The organism is Limosilactobacillus panis DSM 6035, from assembly GCF_001435935.1.
GTDB lineage: Bacteria > Bacillota > Bacilli > Lactobacillales > Lactobacillaceae > Limosilactobacillus > Limosilactobacillus panis.
Map to the genome: position 1 here is coordinate 24,780 of NZ_AZGM01000140.1, position 15,465 is coordinate 40,244.

Genomic DNA, 15,465 nt, shown 5'->3' on the forward strand with positions numbered 1-15,465 from the left:
GGCATACTGGCCACTTAAATGCACTTAGTCTTTCCAGTGTTCCTGCTTAAACTGGGCCCGACCACCCGCCTCTTCCAAAGCATAACGTTGCGGATTCTTCTTGTAGAAATGCTGGTGGTAGTCCTCAGCCGGGTAAAAGGGCTGTGCATCCTCAATTTGGGTTACAATCTTGGCATCCCCAAACTCACCGCTTTCCTGCAGTGCCTGTTTCGACTTTTCCGCAATCCGCCGTTGCTCTGGGCTGTTGACAAAGATAACGGGCCGGTAATTATCTCCCCGATCTTGAAACTGCCCCATTGCATCCGTGGGATCCGTCTGGTGCCAGTAAATTGTGACCAGTTGGTCATAGGAGATAACATCCGGATCAAAGGTAATTTTAACTGCTTCAGTATGTCCCGTCGTCCCGCTGGAAACCTGTTCATAGGTCGGATTGGCGATGTGCCCACCAGCATAACCGGAAACAACCTTCTTAATTCCCGGATAAGTGTCAAACGGCTGAACCATACACCAAAAACAGCCGCCCGCAAAAATCGCCGTATCTAAACTCATATCAAACACCCTTTTCTTATGCTTCCAATTATATCATTGAGAATTTTATTAATTTTCTATATTTTAGCCATTAACCACCTAAAAACAAAGCAATCCGCTCACGTCAGAACCAGGTGACGCAAGCGGATGCTTACCGTAAAATTAAATTTTTACTTTGCTAAGTGGTAACTTTCTTCCTTGCGATCGTAGTCAAATTCAAAACGACCGCGGTCTGTTTCTACGTAAATCCGGTCATAGGTTGGTTGGTAACCATGCTTATGAAGCTGTACGGTAACCTGGCCGTCAGCAGCGACTTCTACGTAGTATTCGTTATACTCGCCTTCTTGATACTTGAAGTCAAGACCGTTATCTTGGTAATGCTTATAGGCACCGCAATCACCGAAGAGACGGAAGGTCATTACCTTCTCCGGCTGGTCGCTAATGTGCTTGACCTTGTTACCCCATGGCAAAATCGTATCCTTCTTAATGAAGAGTGGCAGCTTCTCGATTGGGGCATTAACCATAATTGTCTGCTTACCTGAGTATTCAACATTGTTCCAGAAGTCGAGCCATTTCCCTGCTGGTAGGTAGACTAGGCGCTTGTCAGCTCCCTGGTTTACGATTGGGGCAACTAGGATGTTAGTCCCCACCATGTATTCATCATTCAGCTGACGAACAGCAGGGTCCTGGTCGTAGTTAAGTACCAGGGGCCGCATTACTGGCAAACCGGACTCTGTTTCGTGACGCAGTTGGTCATAGAGGTACGGAACAAAGCGGTAACGGAGGTTCAGGTAGTCACGGTAGATATCAAGGGTCTGCCGGTCAAATGCCCATGGTTCCTGGTAGCGGGTCCCCATCTCAGCATGGTTTCTGAAGAGCGGAACAAACAATGAGGCTTCGAGCCACCGGGTGAGCAACTCCGGCGTGGTGTCCTTCTGGAAACCACCAATATCGGTCCCAGCAATTGCAAAGCCACTCATTCCTAAACTATTCAGCTGGGGGATTGCTAACTGAAGGTGGGACCATATTGACTGGTTATCACCCGTCCAAACGGTGGAGTACTTCTGGGTACCAGCATAGGCCGCCCGGGTGATGACGTATGGCCGTTTGCCAGTTGCATCCTTCATTCCTTCATAAGCCGCCTGCGCCTGCAAGTGTCCGAAGACGTTGTGCATCTTGGCATGGGTGCTCTTTTGATCACCATCACTGAAGACCAAGTCCTTTGGCAGTTCGCCATCAAAGGAGGCTGGTTCATCCATATCGTTCCATACCCCACAGGCGCCCATGTCCGCAAAGAACTTGATGTGCTTTGCCCACCACTTGCGGACTTCTGGACGGCCAAAGTCAGGGAAGACTGCGTCACCAGGCCATACCCGGCCGACAAAGACGGTTCCGTCAGGATTTTCAACAAAGTAGCCCTTTTTGACCCCTTCTTGGTAAATGTCGTAGCCATCTTCATCCTTCTTGACTCCGGCATCAAGAATTGGCATCAGGCGAATTCCCCGCTTCTTCATTTCAGCAACAAATTTCTTGGGGTCCTGATACTTCGTCGTATCCCAAGTAAAGTCGCGGTAACCACGCATGTAGTCAATATCCAGATGAATAACATCGATTGGCAGGTGGTACTTTGCAAAGCCATCAGCAATGCTCTCTACCCGTTTATCACTGGTACTGTAACCCCACCGTGACTGCTGGTAACCGAGGACCCACTTCTGTGGCAGCGGGGTAACCCCTGTCAGGTAAGTATAGTTAGCGACAACGTCCTTCAGGGTGTGACCACCTAGAACGTAGTAGTCGATATTCCCGTCAGCTGCAGAGTAATAGTAATAGTTCTCACTTTCCTTACCGAGATCAAAGTGACTCTTGTAGGTATTGTCAAAGAAGAGGCCATACGGGTGACTGTCTTTGAGACCGTACATCACTGGGATTGACTTGTAGATCCCCTTAACCGATTCGTTATGAACCTGGCCAAAATCAACGTTCCAGTTGTCGTAGTCATAACCCCGTTTATCCAGGAAACCAGGCTTGTCACCTAGGCCGTAGAACTGTTCGTCCGGGCTCAGGGACTTGATGATCTCGTAGTGCCGGTCATCACTCTTCCCAAGGAGGTTAATATCGTGGCCTTCAGCCAGGACCGTAGACTTATGCTCGTCGTCCAGGTCGTTTGCCAAAGCCTGCCGGCGACCCCGGTAGTCCATTACTAACGGATTACCCTCGCCGTCAAAGAAGTCGATGTGACGGCCGTCATATGCCTTAACGGTCAAATCCGGGGTGCGCACTTCGATGTGGTCCCCCTTATTATCAACCGTATAGTTTGTTTTGTGGTGTTTATCACCCTGGATTGCATAAGAATTAGTCGTGCAGTTCCGGTCCATAAATACGCGAATAATTTGACTAGTTAGGATGTCTAAAACCAAATTATGACCATCCTCGTAGTTCAGTGTTACTTTTGGTTCACTACTCTGGTAGCCAGTTAAGCGATTAGTCATTTTCTTTCCTGCCCCTTCCGGATTTTTACTAAATGCAAATTCTTTACATTTCCTACTTTACCACTTTTTGCAAACGTTTACAAATACATTATTAATAGAATGTAAGCGTTTGCGTATATTACAATAATTTAATATAATATGGGTAAGATAACTAGTAAGAGGAGATAAAATATTGAAACCAACTATTAAAAACATTGCGAAGGCTGCGGGTGTTTCCACAGCAACGGTCTCACGAGCACTTTCCAATAAAGACGATGTCCTAAAACCGTCAACCGCTAAAAGGATTCGCCAAATTGCACAGGAAATGGGCTACCACAAAAATGTGGCCGCCTCTCAATTGGCTTCCCACATTACAAACACGATTGCGGTAATCATTAACTACCACCAAACTAACTTTTGGAAAGATATCATTAACGGTATCCTTCAACGGGCCTACGAGTTAAATCATAAGGTCATCATCTTTTCCGCGGGGAACAATGATTCTGCCCGTCTGACCGAGACGGTTAACGAGGCCTTGGAGCACCAGGCAACCGGGATTCTCCTTATTTCCGGTAAGATTGAACCCGCCCAGCTAAAGATCCTTGACAAGGCCCGCATGCCCTACCGCTTAATCTCAATTTATGACCAGCAGCATCCGGAACAACGCTTTATTAGTTCAGATAACGTTGCGATTGGCGAGAAGGCAACCAACTATTTAATTACCCACGGGCACCAAAAGATTGGGATTGTAGGAATTGACCATTCATCTACCGGGCAGCAGCGGCTCTTTGGTTATCAGCGGGCAATGACGGCCGCCCAGCTGACGATTAACCCCCACTGGATTTGCTACGGTGACTACGGTTACCAAAACGGCCAGGAACTTTTCGAAAAGATTGAGGGACACGAGTTAACCGCAGTAATTGCCGGTAGTGACTTGACGGCCGCCGGACTGATCAAGGCCGCTACCAAACACCACATCCACCTCCCCGACCAGTTGTCCATTATCTGCATTGACGGTTCCATGATTTGTGAAATCACTAATCCAACCCTCACCAGTGTCACCCAGGATTTCTACCAGATGGGTGTCAAAAGCGTTGATAACCTTCTTAATGACGAACCCTCACTATTCATCCCAACGTCAATCCATGAGCGATCAAGCGTCAAGAATATTTAATTCCAAACGAAAAGGGCCCAGTTTTCATTGATTTGAAAGCTGGGCCCTTTTGTCACCTAATCATTCTGCTTTAGTGAAATTAGGATTTAATTTCTACGCTTCTTAAAACCAAGTCCAAGGCTACCCGCAAACATAGCGGCAAGTACAGCAGCAACAATGCCCATGTTCCCTTTACGACCAGTTTGTGGTAACTGGCGGTTAGGTTGCTTAGGCGTCTGCGGTTCAGTTGGTGCCGTCAACTGAGTTGGTTGTACTGGATTGGTTGGTTGAGTAGGCCGCGTCGGTTGTGTTGGTTTTGTTGGCGAAGTCGGTACTGTCGGCTGGGTTGGTTGCGTCGGTACCGTCGGTTTTGTAGGCTGCGTTGGTTGTGTCGGCTCGGTTGGCTTCGTTGGTTGGGCCTTCTTGGAATATAGGACTAAGAATTCGAGGTCGGGTGAGTTATGATCAACACGTTGAGCTTGAATGACTGACTTATCAGGTGTGTAGCCATTGATCTTCGGACTGGTTACCGCTTTAAACTCTTGAGCAGGTGACCACTGACCGTTCCAGACAACAACATTGGTAACCATGTCCTTGTAACCAGTTTGAGTAAACGAAAGTGGCTTGGCTACAAAGTCTGGTGCAGCAGTCTTACCAGTATCCTTGTACCGATAGCGAATAACCTCATTAACCTTTACTGTCCGGCTCTGTGGCGTATTAGCGTGGAAGTAATAAACGTCAACTTCCCCACCAGAAACGTTCCGCTTAGCAGACTTCTCTACGACTACTGCAGCGTCCTGCTGATTGTGCTGCTGATTGAACGATGGTACCTTCTCATAGCCAAAACTGGTTAAGTCAGGTGAAGTTACGGCAGGGTAATCGCTGCTTACTGGCAACCATGATTTAGCGGCATCAGTAGTATCAACAGTCAACTGACCATTCTTATCCTTGTGGCCTGTCGTGTTATACCCAAGAACCTTTCCGTTTACCTTATCAATGATTTGGACTTGCTTCCAGGATACCGACTGAGTAACTTTCTTAGCAAGCGCGGTCTTCTGACTCAAGTCCTGACCGGTCTGGGCATCAAAGTACCTAATGATTCACTGCTCAGTAACTGTATTTTCTTTATTGGCCTTTTGGTGAACAAGGTAAACGTTAAAATGGCTATCACTCTTAGTGTACTTATCATTCAACTTATAGTCTGTAGAAACAAAGAGGTAGCCCTGGTGGACAAAGGATGGAGTCCGGTCCTTAGGAAGATGAATTACCTGTCCTGGTTGGCCATACTGGTCGGTATCTTGATCGAATGCCAGCTTAACCTTATCGCCCATTCCGTTAGTGATGTCCCAGTAGGTAATGTCAGCATTAACGTCAACGTGGAAGTAATAAACGTCAACTTCCTCAACAGGAACGTTCGGCTGGGCAGATTTCTTTTCTACTACCGCAGCGTCATGCTGATTGCTCTTTCGGCTAAATGATGGTAATTTCTCATACCCAAGGAAGGTAAGATCTGGGGACTCAACTTTCGGATAGTCACTAGCTTTAGACGTCACAACCCAAGACTTTGCTGGATCCTTGGTTTCTACAAGCAAGTTTTTATTAGCATCTTCTTTACCGGTAAGGTTATAGCCCACTACCTTATTATTTATTACTTGGTCCACAATCGCGGTTTGCTTCCAGGATACTAGTTGAACAACTTCGTTAGCGAGCTTGGTCTTTTTATTTAACTCTTCGTTGGTTTGGGCATCAAAATACTTAATAACCCGTTCCTCACTGCTATAGTTCGTTACCACTGTTTTAGCATGCTTAACATGAATAACAAAAGCCTGGGAAGGTACTACCTGTTGATCTTTTATATCATCAAAATTGCCAAATTCGTATTGTCCTAGTTCAGCCCCGTCTTCCGGATGCTTTTCATCTGTTTTAGAAATGCCAGCATAGATGTAATGCTTATTAAGCAAATCATCTAATTCCTGTTGGTCATTCTCAAAGGTAATTGCATCCCCGGTTTGACCGACAGTGTTGATTGGCTTTGCAAGGTTATCCAAGAATACTTGAGCATCATCATCGTAGTAACGAAGCAGGGCCCGCTGGCCATGGTCATAAATTAGGTAAACATCAGTATGATGCTTATCCGCCGTAGTGGAAGGAACGGTTTCTTCCTTACCCAGGTTCTTAGTTGCCGGCGTAATATACCAGGTGTTACCATTCTTATCCTTAATGGCCTGCTGGTTTTCATCGTCAAAAGAGACAGTTGACGTTGCCTTATTTAAGATGGATTTTTCACCGGCTTTGGGTTGCCACTTAACTGCCGTAGGCGCCGCTGAAGGGTTGACAAGGTAAACCTTGTCATCTTCCTTATTAACATGTAACTTATGAGCTTCCTTGAAATCCTTCAGGGTTATAACTGCTACTGGATTACCCTGAGCGTCCTGGTATTGACTGCCACTGAAGCTAACGGACTGATTGACCTTCTTAGCAAGATCAACTAACTTTGTCTGGTCGGGCTGGTCAGCATTGGCTTCTTTGTAGTAAACCGTCCGCGTGGCCGTCTTTGAGACGGGCTGTAGCTTTGCCGTACGGACGACAAACTGGAGAGTAAAGCTTGTTGTGTAGGTATAGCCGTCACGCTCCTTGGTTCCCTCTCCATATGTACCATATTTTACGTTGCTTATTGCACCAGTACCATCATAAAGGTCAGAGCCATTATATTTGCCACTTATTAAGGTTCTTTTGGATACACCAACCAACTGGTAACCGGCTTTTTCAAGCGTCTTGATTGCACCTGACTGGCCGGCAAAGGTAATTTCTGTACTCCCAGAGGCATTTTCTTCACCATCGCCATTCAAGGAACTGACACCGTGACCCCTATCGAGGGATGTGACGTTATCTGTATCGGTAATATCTGCAAAGTGAAGGGTTGCTTCGTAAGCAATTTGGTGCGTGAACCCATTACCACCACCCTGGAAGACTTTCGAAGTTGACTTGTCAATCTGGGTTCCAACACCACCAAACTTTCCTGATGCCCGGTTGTAGGAAATTGAAGGGCCATCACCCGGCGTTGTCCATGAAACCGGCATATTGTAATCCAACAGGGTATCGAACTGAATAAAAAATGTTGAGTGGGGACTCTTAACTGTACTGTCCTCATTGTCACCGCTATTTACTGAAAAGTTGTGCGACTGCCCATTAGCGTCCGTTGAAAGTTTAACGTGGGCCATATCACTCTCTTTCAGATGAATCCCGTTAACCAGTGGCGGCTCAGTCCTGTCATGTTTTGCCTTTTGTAGGGCCGTCTGGTAGTCACGCCAGGAAAGCTGCGTAGTCGAATTGTTGACGGTCACTGTCAAGTGGTCCTTCAGGAACTGTTCAAATGCCGGGTCTTCGTTAACAAAGACACCGTTTACGCAGTCAGTAATCTTACTATACGATTTATCGATGCTTACCCGCTGGCCGTTCCCGTCGACGGCATTTGGCTGGTAAACCCGGAAGACCTTAATGGTATCCGGCAGCATCGTCTGGCCCTTTGACAGGTAAGCCGTAAAGTCTGCGGTCTGCAGGGGGCTGAGGGTCGTACCTTTGGTGTTACCAACCTTCCCGTAGTTCCACTCGATCATGTACTGCATCACTTCGCGGTTGTCAGCTTCCTTGCCTGTCGTTGCCTTCGTACCGCTAAGAATATCATGAGTATTATCAAAGTTCGTCTTTACTTTATGAACATCCTTGGCTGCCCAACCATGGGCAATTTCGTCGGCGACAACATGATCCTTATAGGGGATAATAATCGGCTTGACCGTCTTAGTGTTAACGGTAGCGTTCCCCCGCTTTGTTGTAATGACCAATGGCGTAAGCGTGTTACTTTCAACATCACCAGCGTATTGCAGAGCAAAGTGCAGGGCAAAGTTGATATCCAGGTCTTTATCCATATTTGACTTAACCGTAAAGGTACCATGGCCATTGTTTGTTGCTGTCAGGTCATTGCCCAGTTGCTTGCTAACACCGTCTTCCCAGTCAACAACTGTCCATTGACTCGGATTACTATAAGAGATTGTGATTGGTTGACCAGCTGGTAAACGATTATTTTGGTAATTGACCGTCACTTGAACATTATCATTATGAGCCATCACCTGCTGACCATCAGCGTTGCGCATCGAGCCATCCGAGTTAGCCAGTTGGGCAGTGACCGTTGTACTCTCCTGCTGGCTTCCTGTTTACTGATTACTTGATGGAGCTATTCCTTGCTCATTAGTGGTCGACACAGTCGTAGGGGTGGCCCTATTTGCACTAGTCGTTGTCAAGCTATCAGCATCCGCTTGGGTGCCGCCGACAAAAAATGTTATTCCCAATAAAACAGAAGCCACGCCGACAGTCAGTTTGCGGAGAGCAAGCCGTTGCCGTTGAGGCTCCATTCTTTTCATATACTCATTTTGATTATTCTTTGACATAAAACTTAACTTCTCCCATAACATTCATGTTTACATTGGCGTCTAATTCCACTTATTTGCCATTGAAAATGCAACCATAAATTATCATAAAAACTATACTTCCATTACAGGTGATAGTCAAGATGGTATGCTACAATGAGCGTCGTCAAATCGCGCTTTGTAACCATTAGTAATGCAGAATAAGAGTAAAATAAGCAACGTTTAAATAAACTTATATAAAACCAATATCACGATTAATGTTATCGACTCAAAAGCGATTTTTGTCTATTATCAACAAATTTACATAATATAAAAAAGACGCCGGCCTGTTATTTCAACAGTTAGGCATCCTTTTCTATTGATTAAATTCGTAAATCTGCTTAATTAGCTTCTTCGCTTGCCTTTTGTACCCTAACCCCTTCATGAATCCTTGGTACAACGAGGGCGCCAACTAACAGGGATAATCCAGCAATCAGCATCATCATCGTTTGGTTGTGCCCCACGAGCGGGAAAATGATGAAACTGCACAGGGAAGCTAAAATCTGGGGAACACAGATTCCGACATTAAACAATCCAAGGTAGGCTCCTTCGTTCTTACCGTTTAACGAGGAAGTCAGCAGGGTAAATGGAATAGTATTAATACTAAAGTTAGCAATACCAAAGAGAATCATTGCGACAATTGATAGTGTCTTAGAAGTGATAAATGCCATGCTGCCAAGGCCAATAGCACCAAGGACCATCCCCAAAACATACCATTTCTTCCGGGAGTTAGCCTTAGCTTTAGCGTATAGTAGTCCCCAAATAATACCGGCAATACTGTAAACGGCGGTCAAAATCCCATACCAGTTACCAGCTGCCTGGTAGCCGGCAGAGCTAACGTCAGTGGTGTGCCAGATATTCTTAGCAACTGTCCCCGTCGTGTAGGTCCAAACATACATAATTGCAAACCAAGAGAATAATTGAACCAGGTTAATTTCCCAAAACGACCGGGGTGCCTGCTTAACTAGTTTCCAGAGACTTACCTTTTCGTGTGCCTCGTTAACATCGATGTGGTGGTAATCGGCATAAGTCTTCGGATCGTATTCCTTAACGTTGAAAACAGTCCACAGTCCCGTAATCAGCAGGACAGCAGCGGCACAGAGATAAGCCCAAATGACGGTGTGCGGAACAACTCCCCGCTTTGCGGTGTTAGACATCCCAAACGCGGTGAACAGGAATGGTAGGATCGTGGCGAGAATTGCCCCACCATTAGAGAAGACCTGTTGCCATGACCAAGCGGCATTCTTTTGCTTGTTGTTAACCATATCACCAACTAGCATCCGTAATGGCTGCATGCAGACATTGGAAAATAGGTCCATGAAACAGATAGCAACGGCAGCGTAGGTCATTGCGGCCAATGAACCATATCCGAAGCCAAACGACCCGGAAAACGGTAGCATAATCAAGACTAAGGCCGCAATTGGGGTCCCAAAGAGGAGGTATGGTAACCGCCGGCCAAAGCGGTTCCAGGTCCGGTCAGATAGTTGCCCCAGGATCGGCTGAACAATCATCCCCATCAGCGGGGGGAAGATGAAGAAGAAGCCGAGGCTGTTTGGGTTAGCACCAATTGTCTGACAAATCCGGCTCATTTGTGAGCTTTGCAGTGAGAAAGCCATGTTAATTCCAAAGAAGGCAAATGTAATTGAGAAAATTTGGCTCTTGGATAATGACGGCATCCCCGCATCAAGATCAATTCGATTATCTTCGTTAGTCTTTTTATCCATAATAACTATCTCCCAACTTAGTATTGGTAAACCTTTGCTTCATAAGGACGAATCGTCTCGCCCGCGTCATCAGCATAGTTAGTAATCAAAAGCTTAGCACCGTCCGGAACGTCGTAGTGGCGTTGCAGTGTTTGGTCGGTGTAGTTGGTGATGACGAGCAGGGTGGTATCGGCATTTTGACGGCGGTAGGCAAATACAGCCGGATCATCCTCGTTGCCGGCGACCAATTGAAAATCACCGTTAGTAATTACCGGAAGCTCATGACGGAGCTTAATCAACTTCTGGTAGTAATAGAAGATCGAGTTTTGGTCTGTCAGTGCCTTTTCGACGTTGATGGTCGAATAGTTTGGGTTGACCTTTTCCCATGGCGTTCCAGTGGAGAAACCAGCATTCTTGCTGTCATCCCATTGCATTGGTGTCCGCGCGTTGTCCCGACTATGCATTGACAGATACTTCAGCATCGTTTTCCCATCAAGGAGATGTTGGTCGTCAACGAGCTGGTGGTATGCGTTAATCGACTCAAGGTCAACGTAATCCTCAAGCTTGTCGAAGTAGACGTTTGTCATTCCAATCTCTTCACCCTCGTAAATATATGGGGTTCCTTGCTGGAAGTGCAGCATGGTTGCCAACATCTTTGCAGACTTTACACGATTTTCTTCGTTACTGTCATCACCGAAGCGGGAGACAACCCGTGGCTGGTCGTGGTTATTCCAGTAAAGGGAGTTCCAAGCGGTCCCCATCAGGCCCTTCTGCCACTTTGTGAAGTTAGCCCGCAGGTCTGCTAGCTTCGTTTTCTGATCGTTCCACTTTCCCAGTGCCGGGTTGCTATTGCCATCGAGCCCCATGTGTTCGAACTGGAAGATCATATTAAGCTCTTTATTATCCAGGTTAGCGTATGCCTTAGCTTGCTCCGGTGTGGTCCCAGGCATTTCGCCGACCGTAATCATCTTATGCTTACTCATGACGTTACGGTTCATTTCCTGCAGAAATTCGTGCATCCGCGGACCATTAGGCACGAGTTTTTCAACGTTGGCGTACTTTTCATCACCCGTCAGTGGTCCATCAGTGAGTTCCTTTGGCTTGGAAATCAGGTTGATAACGTCCATTCGGAAGCCATCAACCCCCTTTGCAGCCCACCAATTCATCATATCGTAAACACTGTGGCGAACGTTTGGATTTTCCCAGTTCAAGTCGGGTTGCTGGGGAGCAAAGAGGTGGAGGTAGTACTGGTCGGTTTCCGGATCGTACTTCCAAGCAGGACCTGAGAAGTAGGAACCCCAGTTATTGGGTTCTTTACCATTCTTCCCATCTCGCCAAATGTAGTAATCCCGATATGGGTTATCCTTACTCTTCCTAGATTCTTCAAACCACTTGTGTTGGTCAGAGGTGTGGTTGACAACCAGGTCCATCACCAACTTCATTCCGCGGTGGTGGATACCATCAATTAATTCCTGGAAATCAGCCATGTTACCTAAGGTTGGGTTAATTGCCTGGTAGTCACTAATGTCGTACCCGTTATCAACTTGGGGTGACTTGTAGATCGGATTCAACCAGATAATGTCAACTCCAAGCTTCTTGAGGTAGTCTAAACGGTTAATGATTCCCCGGAGATCACCAACCCCATCACCATTACTATCCTGAAAACTCTTCGGGTAAATTTGGTAAACAACCGAGTTATTCCACCAATGTTTATTTTCCATCAATAACAGCACCTTTCGTTCCATGATTACTTTATGTAACCGTTTGCATTTCCTACAACTCAAATAATAACACTATCACCCAGATAATCAACCCTAATTATGTAAACGCATTCATTTTTATATAAATTCTTAGTAAAATTAACTTTTCAGGTCTTTATTACTGAACTATTTTACTGTCCTATTGTACTTTAGCGCCCGGTTTGTCTTATAATAAAAAAGAAATTGCAAAAAAGAAGGAATTATAATGCTCGATAGTCTAACCAGCCTAATCCTGGTGTTTGCATTTGGTTACGGCTTATCACGGAATTTTAAGAAGGGGAATTATGCCTATTCCTTTGTTATGTATGCTGGTGCGGTCATCTTTTACGCCAACCTATACCATACATTAAGCGGGAGCCTGGCGTTTTGTACGATGATGGTTGCCCTGTTTTTAGCAATCATTTTGGCCATCGCCTTTATCTACCGCGCCATCCAAGCAAATAACGGGAACCGCCATTACTGGGGAGCAACCGCGTTATGTGGAATTTCAATTATCCTCGTAATTATCTTTAAGTTCATTCTCTAACTGCGGAAGAAGGGACAAGCCTGACAAAGCAGTTGAGTGGCTCGGCACTCAACCGGATACAAGTTAAAAAGCTACAGCGCAGTAAACAAAGGGACTCTAGCGTTCGGATTTTCTCGATCACTAGAGTCCTTTTTATGCTTTCTAAAGACTTGTTTTGCAGCAAAAAGCTCGCTAGCTCTGTTTCACTCCACTATTAACAGTCATGCTGCCCACGCAATTTTTCCGGGAAGTTACCGCGACTGTAATCGACCACCTCAACATTTTCCGTGAGTGTCCTCCTATCTGAAACCAACGGCAGAGTAAAGAGGTGCCGATTAAAGCGAATCTTCATTTGGTCATCGAATTGCGCGCGTGATTCCCCCTTTATCTTTACCAGTCCCAGATTTGAATTAATCTGGGTGTCGAAATCCTTCATGCTTAGCCCCTTGTCAATAAAGATTAGCCGGTAACCACCATCGAGTGAGCAGCTACCAACGGCAGAGAAGGGACCTACCCCGTCCTCAAAATCAAGCAGGATCTGCTTGTCTTTAGCTACGTACTTATCAAGGCGTTCAATGGCCTCTGTGGTGAAGGTTAATTTCATTGTCCTTATCCCTCCTTGAAATATTGGTATTTTAATTTTAAAGATACGTGGCCTTAATGTAAATTATTCTGCTTTCACACAATTGACATCCACCCTACTGGCCAGTATATTGAAGCTATTACAACATATAAGGAGTACAAATATGAATTACTTTATCGGTGTTGACGTGGGAACAACCAGTACAAAAGCGGTTCTCTATGATGAACACACCAACGTAATCAAACGATTCAGCCAGTCCTACCCCCTCTTCCGCCACCCTAACGGCATGGCCGAGCAAGACCCGACCACGATTGTCAACGCAGTGGAAAAGGTAATTGGGGATGCCGCCCAGCAAATTAACTTTTTCAAAGAAAGACTACTTGCCGTTGCCTTTTCTAGTGCAAACCAGAGTCTAATCCTCCTCGACCAGGCGTTCCGACCTCAGTCACGGTTGATCACCTGGGCCGATACCCGGGCACGGCACGCGGCAAACCAGTTGAAACGGTCCGCCTTGGGGAGACAGTTGTATGTGAACACCGGTACCCCCATTCACCCGATGTCACCGTTGACAAAGCTTCTCTGGCTCAAGGAAGCGGACCCCGAACTTCTTTCCCAAGCCGCATATATTGGTGACATCAAGTCCTACCTCTTTTGTCGCTTTTTCGGCACATTCAAGGTCGACATTTCAATTGCCAGTTGCACCGGGATGATGAACATCAATTCCGGTGACTGGGACCCGACAGCGTTAAACCTAGTTGGTATTCGCCAGGAACAGCTACCGGAAATCGTTAACGGCACCTACCAGGCTACCGGCCTCCTGCCAAAGGCCCAGGCAAGGATGGGGATTCCTGCCGATACCCCGTTTATTTACGGAGCGTTCGATGGTGCCCTATCTAACCTCGGCGTGGGGGCACTCAAGCCAGATACCGTGGCGATTACCATCGGTACCTCGGCGGCTGTCCGGGTAATCACCGACCATCCCGTGATTGACCCTCACCGGCGCCTATTCTGCTATGCGGTTGACAATCATAGCTGGGTGGTAGGTGGGCCGCTTAATAGCGGTGGTGATGTCTACCAGTGGGCCGTTAAGCACCTGGTCACCCCGAGTGCGGTCGCTAACGAGCAGGTTGACCCCTACACCCTGGCAAGTCGGGTAATTTCTGATGTTCCCGCTGGTGCCCACGGCCTGCTGTTTCTCCCCTTCTTAGGTGGCGAACGGGCCCCACTGTGGGATGCCAACGCCCGGGGAAGTTTCTTTGGGCTCAATAACCTCCACACGCGGGCGGACATGCTCCGTGCGGTCATGGAAGGGATCAACATGAACATCGCGACGGTCTTCAAGGCTGTCTGTGACCTGGTGGGCCAGCCAAAATCCATCACGGCTACCGGTGGATTCGCCCGGTCCCGCGTTTGGCGACAAATGCTTGCCGACGTGTTAAACTGTCCGGTCGACATTCCCGAATCGTTCGAATCGGGTTGCCTCGGTGCCGTTACAATGGCAATGAGGAGCTTAAACCTGGTCAATAGTTACCAAGTTGTGCAAAACTTCATTGGTGAAGAAGATACTTACCGTCCAGATCCAGCGACGGTCGCTATTTACCAGAAATACCTTCCTCTCTTCCAGCAGGTCGAAGGGCTCTTGTCCCCCGCCTACTCAACAATTGCCCAGCTCCAAGAAAATGGGGCCAAATAAAGGTTAAGTGTTTGCCAACCGTTAGACAATGTGATCTTGCAATTGGCGGACACTTTTTAATACCTGATTCTATTGGTGGGTACGGTATCCAGCTGCCTGAGCTTCAGCTAGCGAGTCAAAGTAGACGACATTTTCAGGAGCAATTCCGGGATCTGGGTATTGGCCCGGAAGGTAGCAATACATGGTTGAGCGGTCACCAATAATCGAATTTGGCTCATAGTTATCGGGATCAACCCACAGCTCTTTTTCCTGAGTATTGGCTGGGACCGTATTTTCGGCGATACTTGGCTGTTGTGGTACGGTCGTGTTCACTGTTTGACCTGTACCATTGACTTCCGTTTGCCCACCGCTTGCTGGTTTAGTAAGGGAATGATCTTTTTCTTTATCTTGCGGTTTCTTGGCTACTTTTTCCTTCTTATCCGTCTTTTTGCTGATCTTAGCAACTGTGTCCCTCGGCGCTTCTTGGGTTTGACTGCGATAGTTGATAAACCAGCCGCCGGCAATAAGTAGCAAAAGAACGACAATCCATAGCCATGGTCGGCGGTACAATGGTTTTCTGTTCATAACTAGCCTCCTTATAGTTGGATTTCCGCTTCTATGTCAATTATT

12 protein-coding genes are annotated in these 15,465 nt (G+C 46.8%); 3 read left to right on the top strand and 9 right to left on the bottom strand.

Annotation, left to right across the window (positions count from 1 at the left end; all coding sequences use genetic code 11):
* Positions 1 to 24: 24 nt before the first annotated feature.
* Together msrA and FD32_RS08660 are read right to left on the bottom strand one after the other, a co-directional pair.
* The gene (msrA, locus tag FD32_RS08655) at positions 25 to 549 is read right to left on the bottom strand and encodes a peptide-methionine (S)-S-oxide reductase MsrA (protein WP_047767040.1); all 525 of its coding nucleotides are present in this window, start codon (positions 547 to 549) and stop codon (positions 25 to 27) included.
* Between the two features lie 149 nt (positions 550 to 698).
* Positions 699 to 3,017 (bottom strand): glycoside hydrolase family 31 protein, encoded by a 2,319-nt coding sequence (locus tag FD32_RS08660; protein WP_047767042.1) that lies wholly within the window; start codon positions 3,015 to 3,017, stop codon positions 699 to 701.
* A 172-nt stretch (positions 3,018 to 3,189) separates the two neighbouring features.
* On the opposite strand from FD32_RS08660, the gene FD32_RS08665 reads away from it, so the two are divergent.
* Positions 3,190 to 4,170, top strand: coding sequence for a LacI family DNA-binding transcriptional regulator (locus FD32_RS08665; protein WP_047767044.1), 981 nt, complete (start codon positions 3,190 to 3,192; stop codon positions 4,168 to 4,170).
* 86 nt (positions 4,171 to 4,256) lie between these two features.
* On the opposite strand, the gene FD32_RS10050 is transcribed toward FD32_RS08665, so the two are convergent.
* The 5 genes from FD32_RS10050 to FD32_RS08690 all read right to left on the bottom strand — a co-directional run bounded on the left by FD32_RS10050 (position 4,257) and on the right by FD32_RS08690 (position 12,036).
* Entirely contained in the window at positions 4,257 to 5,213 is a 957-nt protein-coding gene (locus FD32_RS10050) for a mucin-binding protein (RefSeq protein WP_047767046.1), read from the bottom strand.
* Between the two features lie 36 nt (positions 5,214 to 5,249).
* Positions 5,250 to 8,300, bottom strand: coding sequence for a hypothetical protein (locus FD32_RS08675; RefSeq protein ID WP_047767048.1), 3,051 nt, complete (start codon positions 8,298 to 8,300; stop codon positions 5,250 to 5,252).
* A 60-nt stretch (positions 8,301 to 8,360) separates the two neighbouring features.
* Positions 8,361 to 8,594, bottom strand: coding sequence for a YSIRK-type signal peptide-containing protein (locus tag FD32_RS08680; protein ID WP_047767058.1), 234 nt, complete (start codon positions 8,592 to 8,594; stop codon positions 8,361 to 8,363).
* Positions 8,595 to 8,953: 359 nt separating this feature from the next.
* Entirely contained in the window at positions 8,954 to 10,336 is a 1,383-nt protein-coding gene (locus FD32_RS08685) for an SLC45 family MFS transporter (protein ID WP_056962174.1), read from the bottom strand.
* Positions 10,337 to 10,353: 17 nt separating this feature from the next.
* The gene (locus tag FD32_RS08690; protein ID WP_047767061.1) at positions 10,354 to 12,036 is read right to left on the bottom strand and encodes an alpha-glucosidase; all 1,683 of its coding nucleotides are present in this window, start codon (positions 12,034 to 12,036) and stop codon (positions 10,354 to 10,356) included.
* 244 nt (positions 12,037 to 12,280) lie between these two features.
* Between FD32_RS08690 and FD32_RS08695 the strand changes: the two genes are divergently transcribed.
* Positions 12,281 to 12,601, top strand: coding sequence for a hypothetical protein (locus FD32_RS08695; RefSeq protein ID WP_047767052.1), 321 nt, complete (start codon positions 12,281 to 12,283; stop codon positions 12,599 to 12,601).
* 193 nt (positions 12,602 to 12,794) lie between these two features.
* On the opposite strand, the gene FD32_RS08700 is transcribed toward FD32_RS08695, so the two are convergent.
* On the bottom strand, positions 12,795 to 13,184 hold the full coding sequence (locus FD32_RS08700) for an iron-sulfur cluster biosynthesis family protein (RefSeq protein ID WP_047767054.1): 390 nt from the start codon (positions 13,182 to 13,184) through the stop codon (positions 12,795 to 12,797).
* A gap of 142 nt (positions 13,185 to 13,326) precedes the next feature.
* On the opposite strand from FD32_RS08700, the gene FD32_RS08705 reads away from it, so the two are divergent.
* Positions 13,327 to 14,856, top strand: a complete 1,530-nt coding sequence (locus FD32_RS08705; protein WP_056962175.1) for a gluconokinase — start codon at positions 13,327 to 13,329, stop codon at positions 14,854 to 14,856.
* A 69-nt stretch (positions 14,857 to 14,925) separates the two neighbouring features.
* Here the strand turns inward: FD32_RS08705 and FD32_RS08710 are convergent, their stop codons facing one another.
* Entirely contained in the window at positions 14,926 to 15,420 is a 495-nt protein-coding gene (locus FD32_RS08710; protein ID WP_047770095.1) for a hypothetical protein, read from the bottom strand.
* Between the last annotated feature and the right edge of the window lie 45 nt (positions 15,421 to 15,465).

Bases quoted from the DNA above. Each gene is read 5' to 3' on its own strand.
- msrA (WP_047767040.1), bottom strand. From the start codon at position 549: ATGAGTTTAGATACGGCGATTTTTGCGGGCGGCTGTTTTTGGTGTATG.
- FD32_RS08660 (WP_047767042.1), bottom strand. From the start codon at position 3,017: ATGACTAATCGCTTAACTGGCTACCAGAGTAGTGAACCAAAAGTAACA.
- FD32_RS08675 (WP_047767048.1), bottom strand. From the start codon at position 8,300: ATGCGCAACGCTGATGGTCAGCAGGTGATGGCTCATAATGATAATGTT.
- FD32_RS08680 (WP_047767058.1), bottom strand. From the start codon at position 8,594: ATGTCAAAGAATAATCAAAATGAGTATATGAAAAGAATGGAGCCTCAA.
- FD32_RS08685 (WP_056962174.1), bottom strand. From the start codon at position 10,336: ATGGATAAAAAGACTAACGAAGATAATCGAATTGATCTTGATGCGGGG.
- FD32_RS08690 (WP_047767061.1), bottom strand. From the start codon at position 12,036: ATGGAAAATAAACATTGGTGGAATAACTCGGTTGTTTACCAAATTTAC.
- FD32_RS08695 (WP_047767052.1), top strand. From the start codon at position 12,281: ATGCTCGATAGTCTAACCAGCCTAATCCTGGTGTTTGCATTTGGTTAC.
- FD32_RS08700 (WP_047767054.1), bottom strand. From the start codon at position 13,184: ATGAAATTAACCTTCACCACAGAGGCCATTGAACGCCTTGATAAGTAC.
- FD32_RS08705 (WP_056962175.1), top strand. From the start codon at position 13,327: ATGAATTACTTTATCGGTGTTGACGTGGGAACAACCAGTACAAAAGCG.
- FD32_RS08710 (WP_047770095.1), bottom strand. From the start codon at position 15,420: ATGAACAGAAAACCATTGTACCGCCGACCATGGCTATGGATTGTCGTT.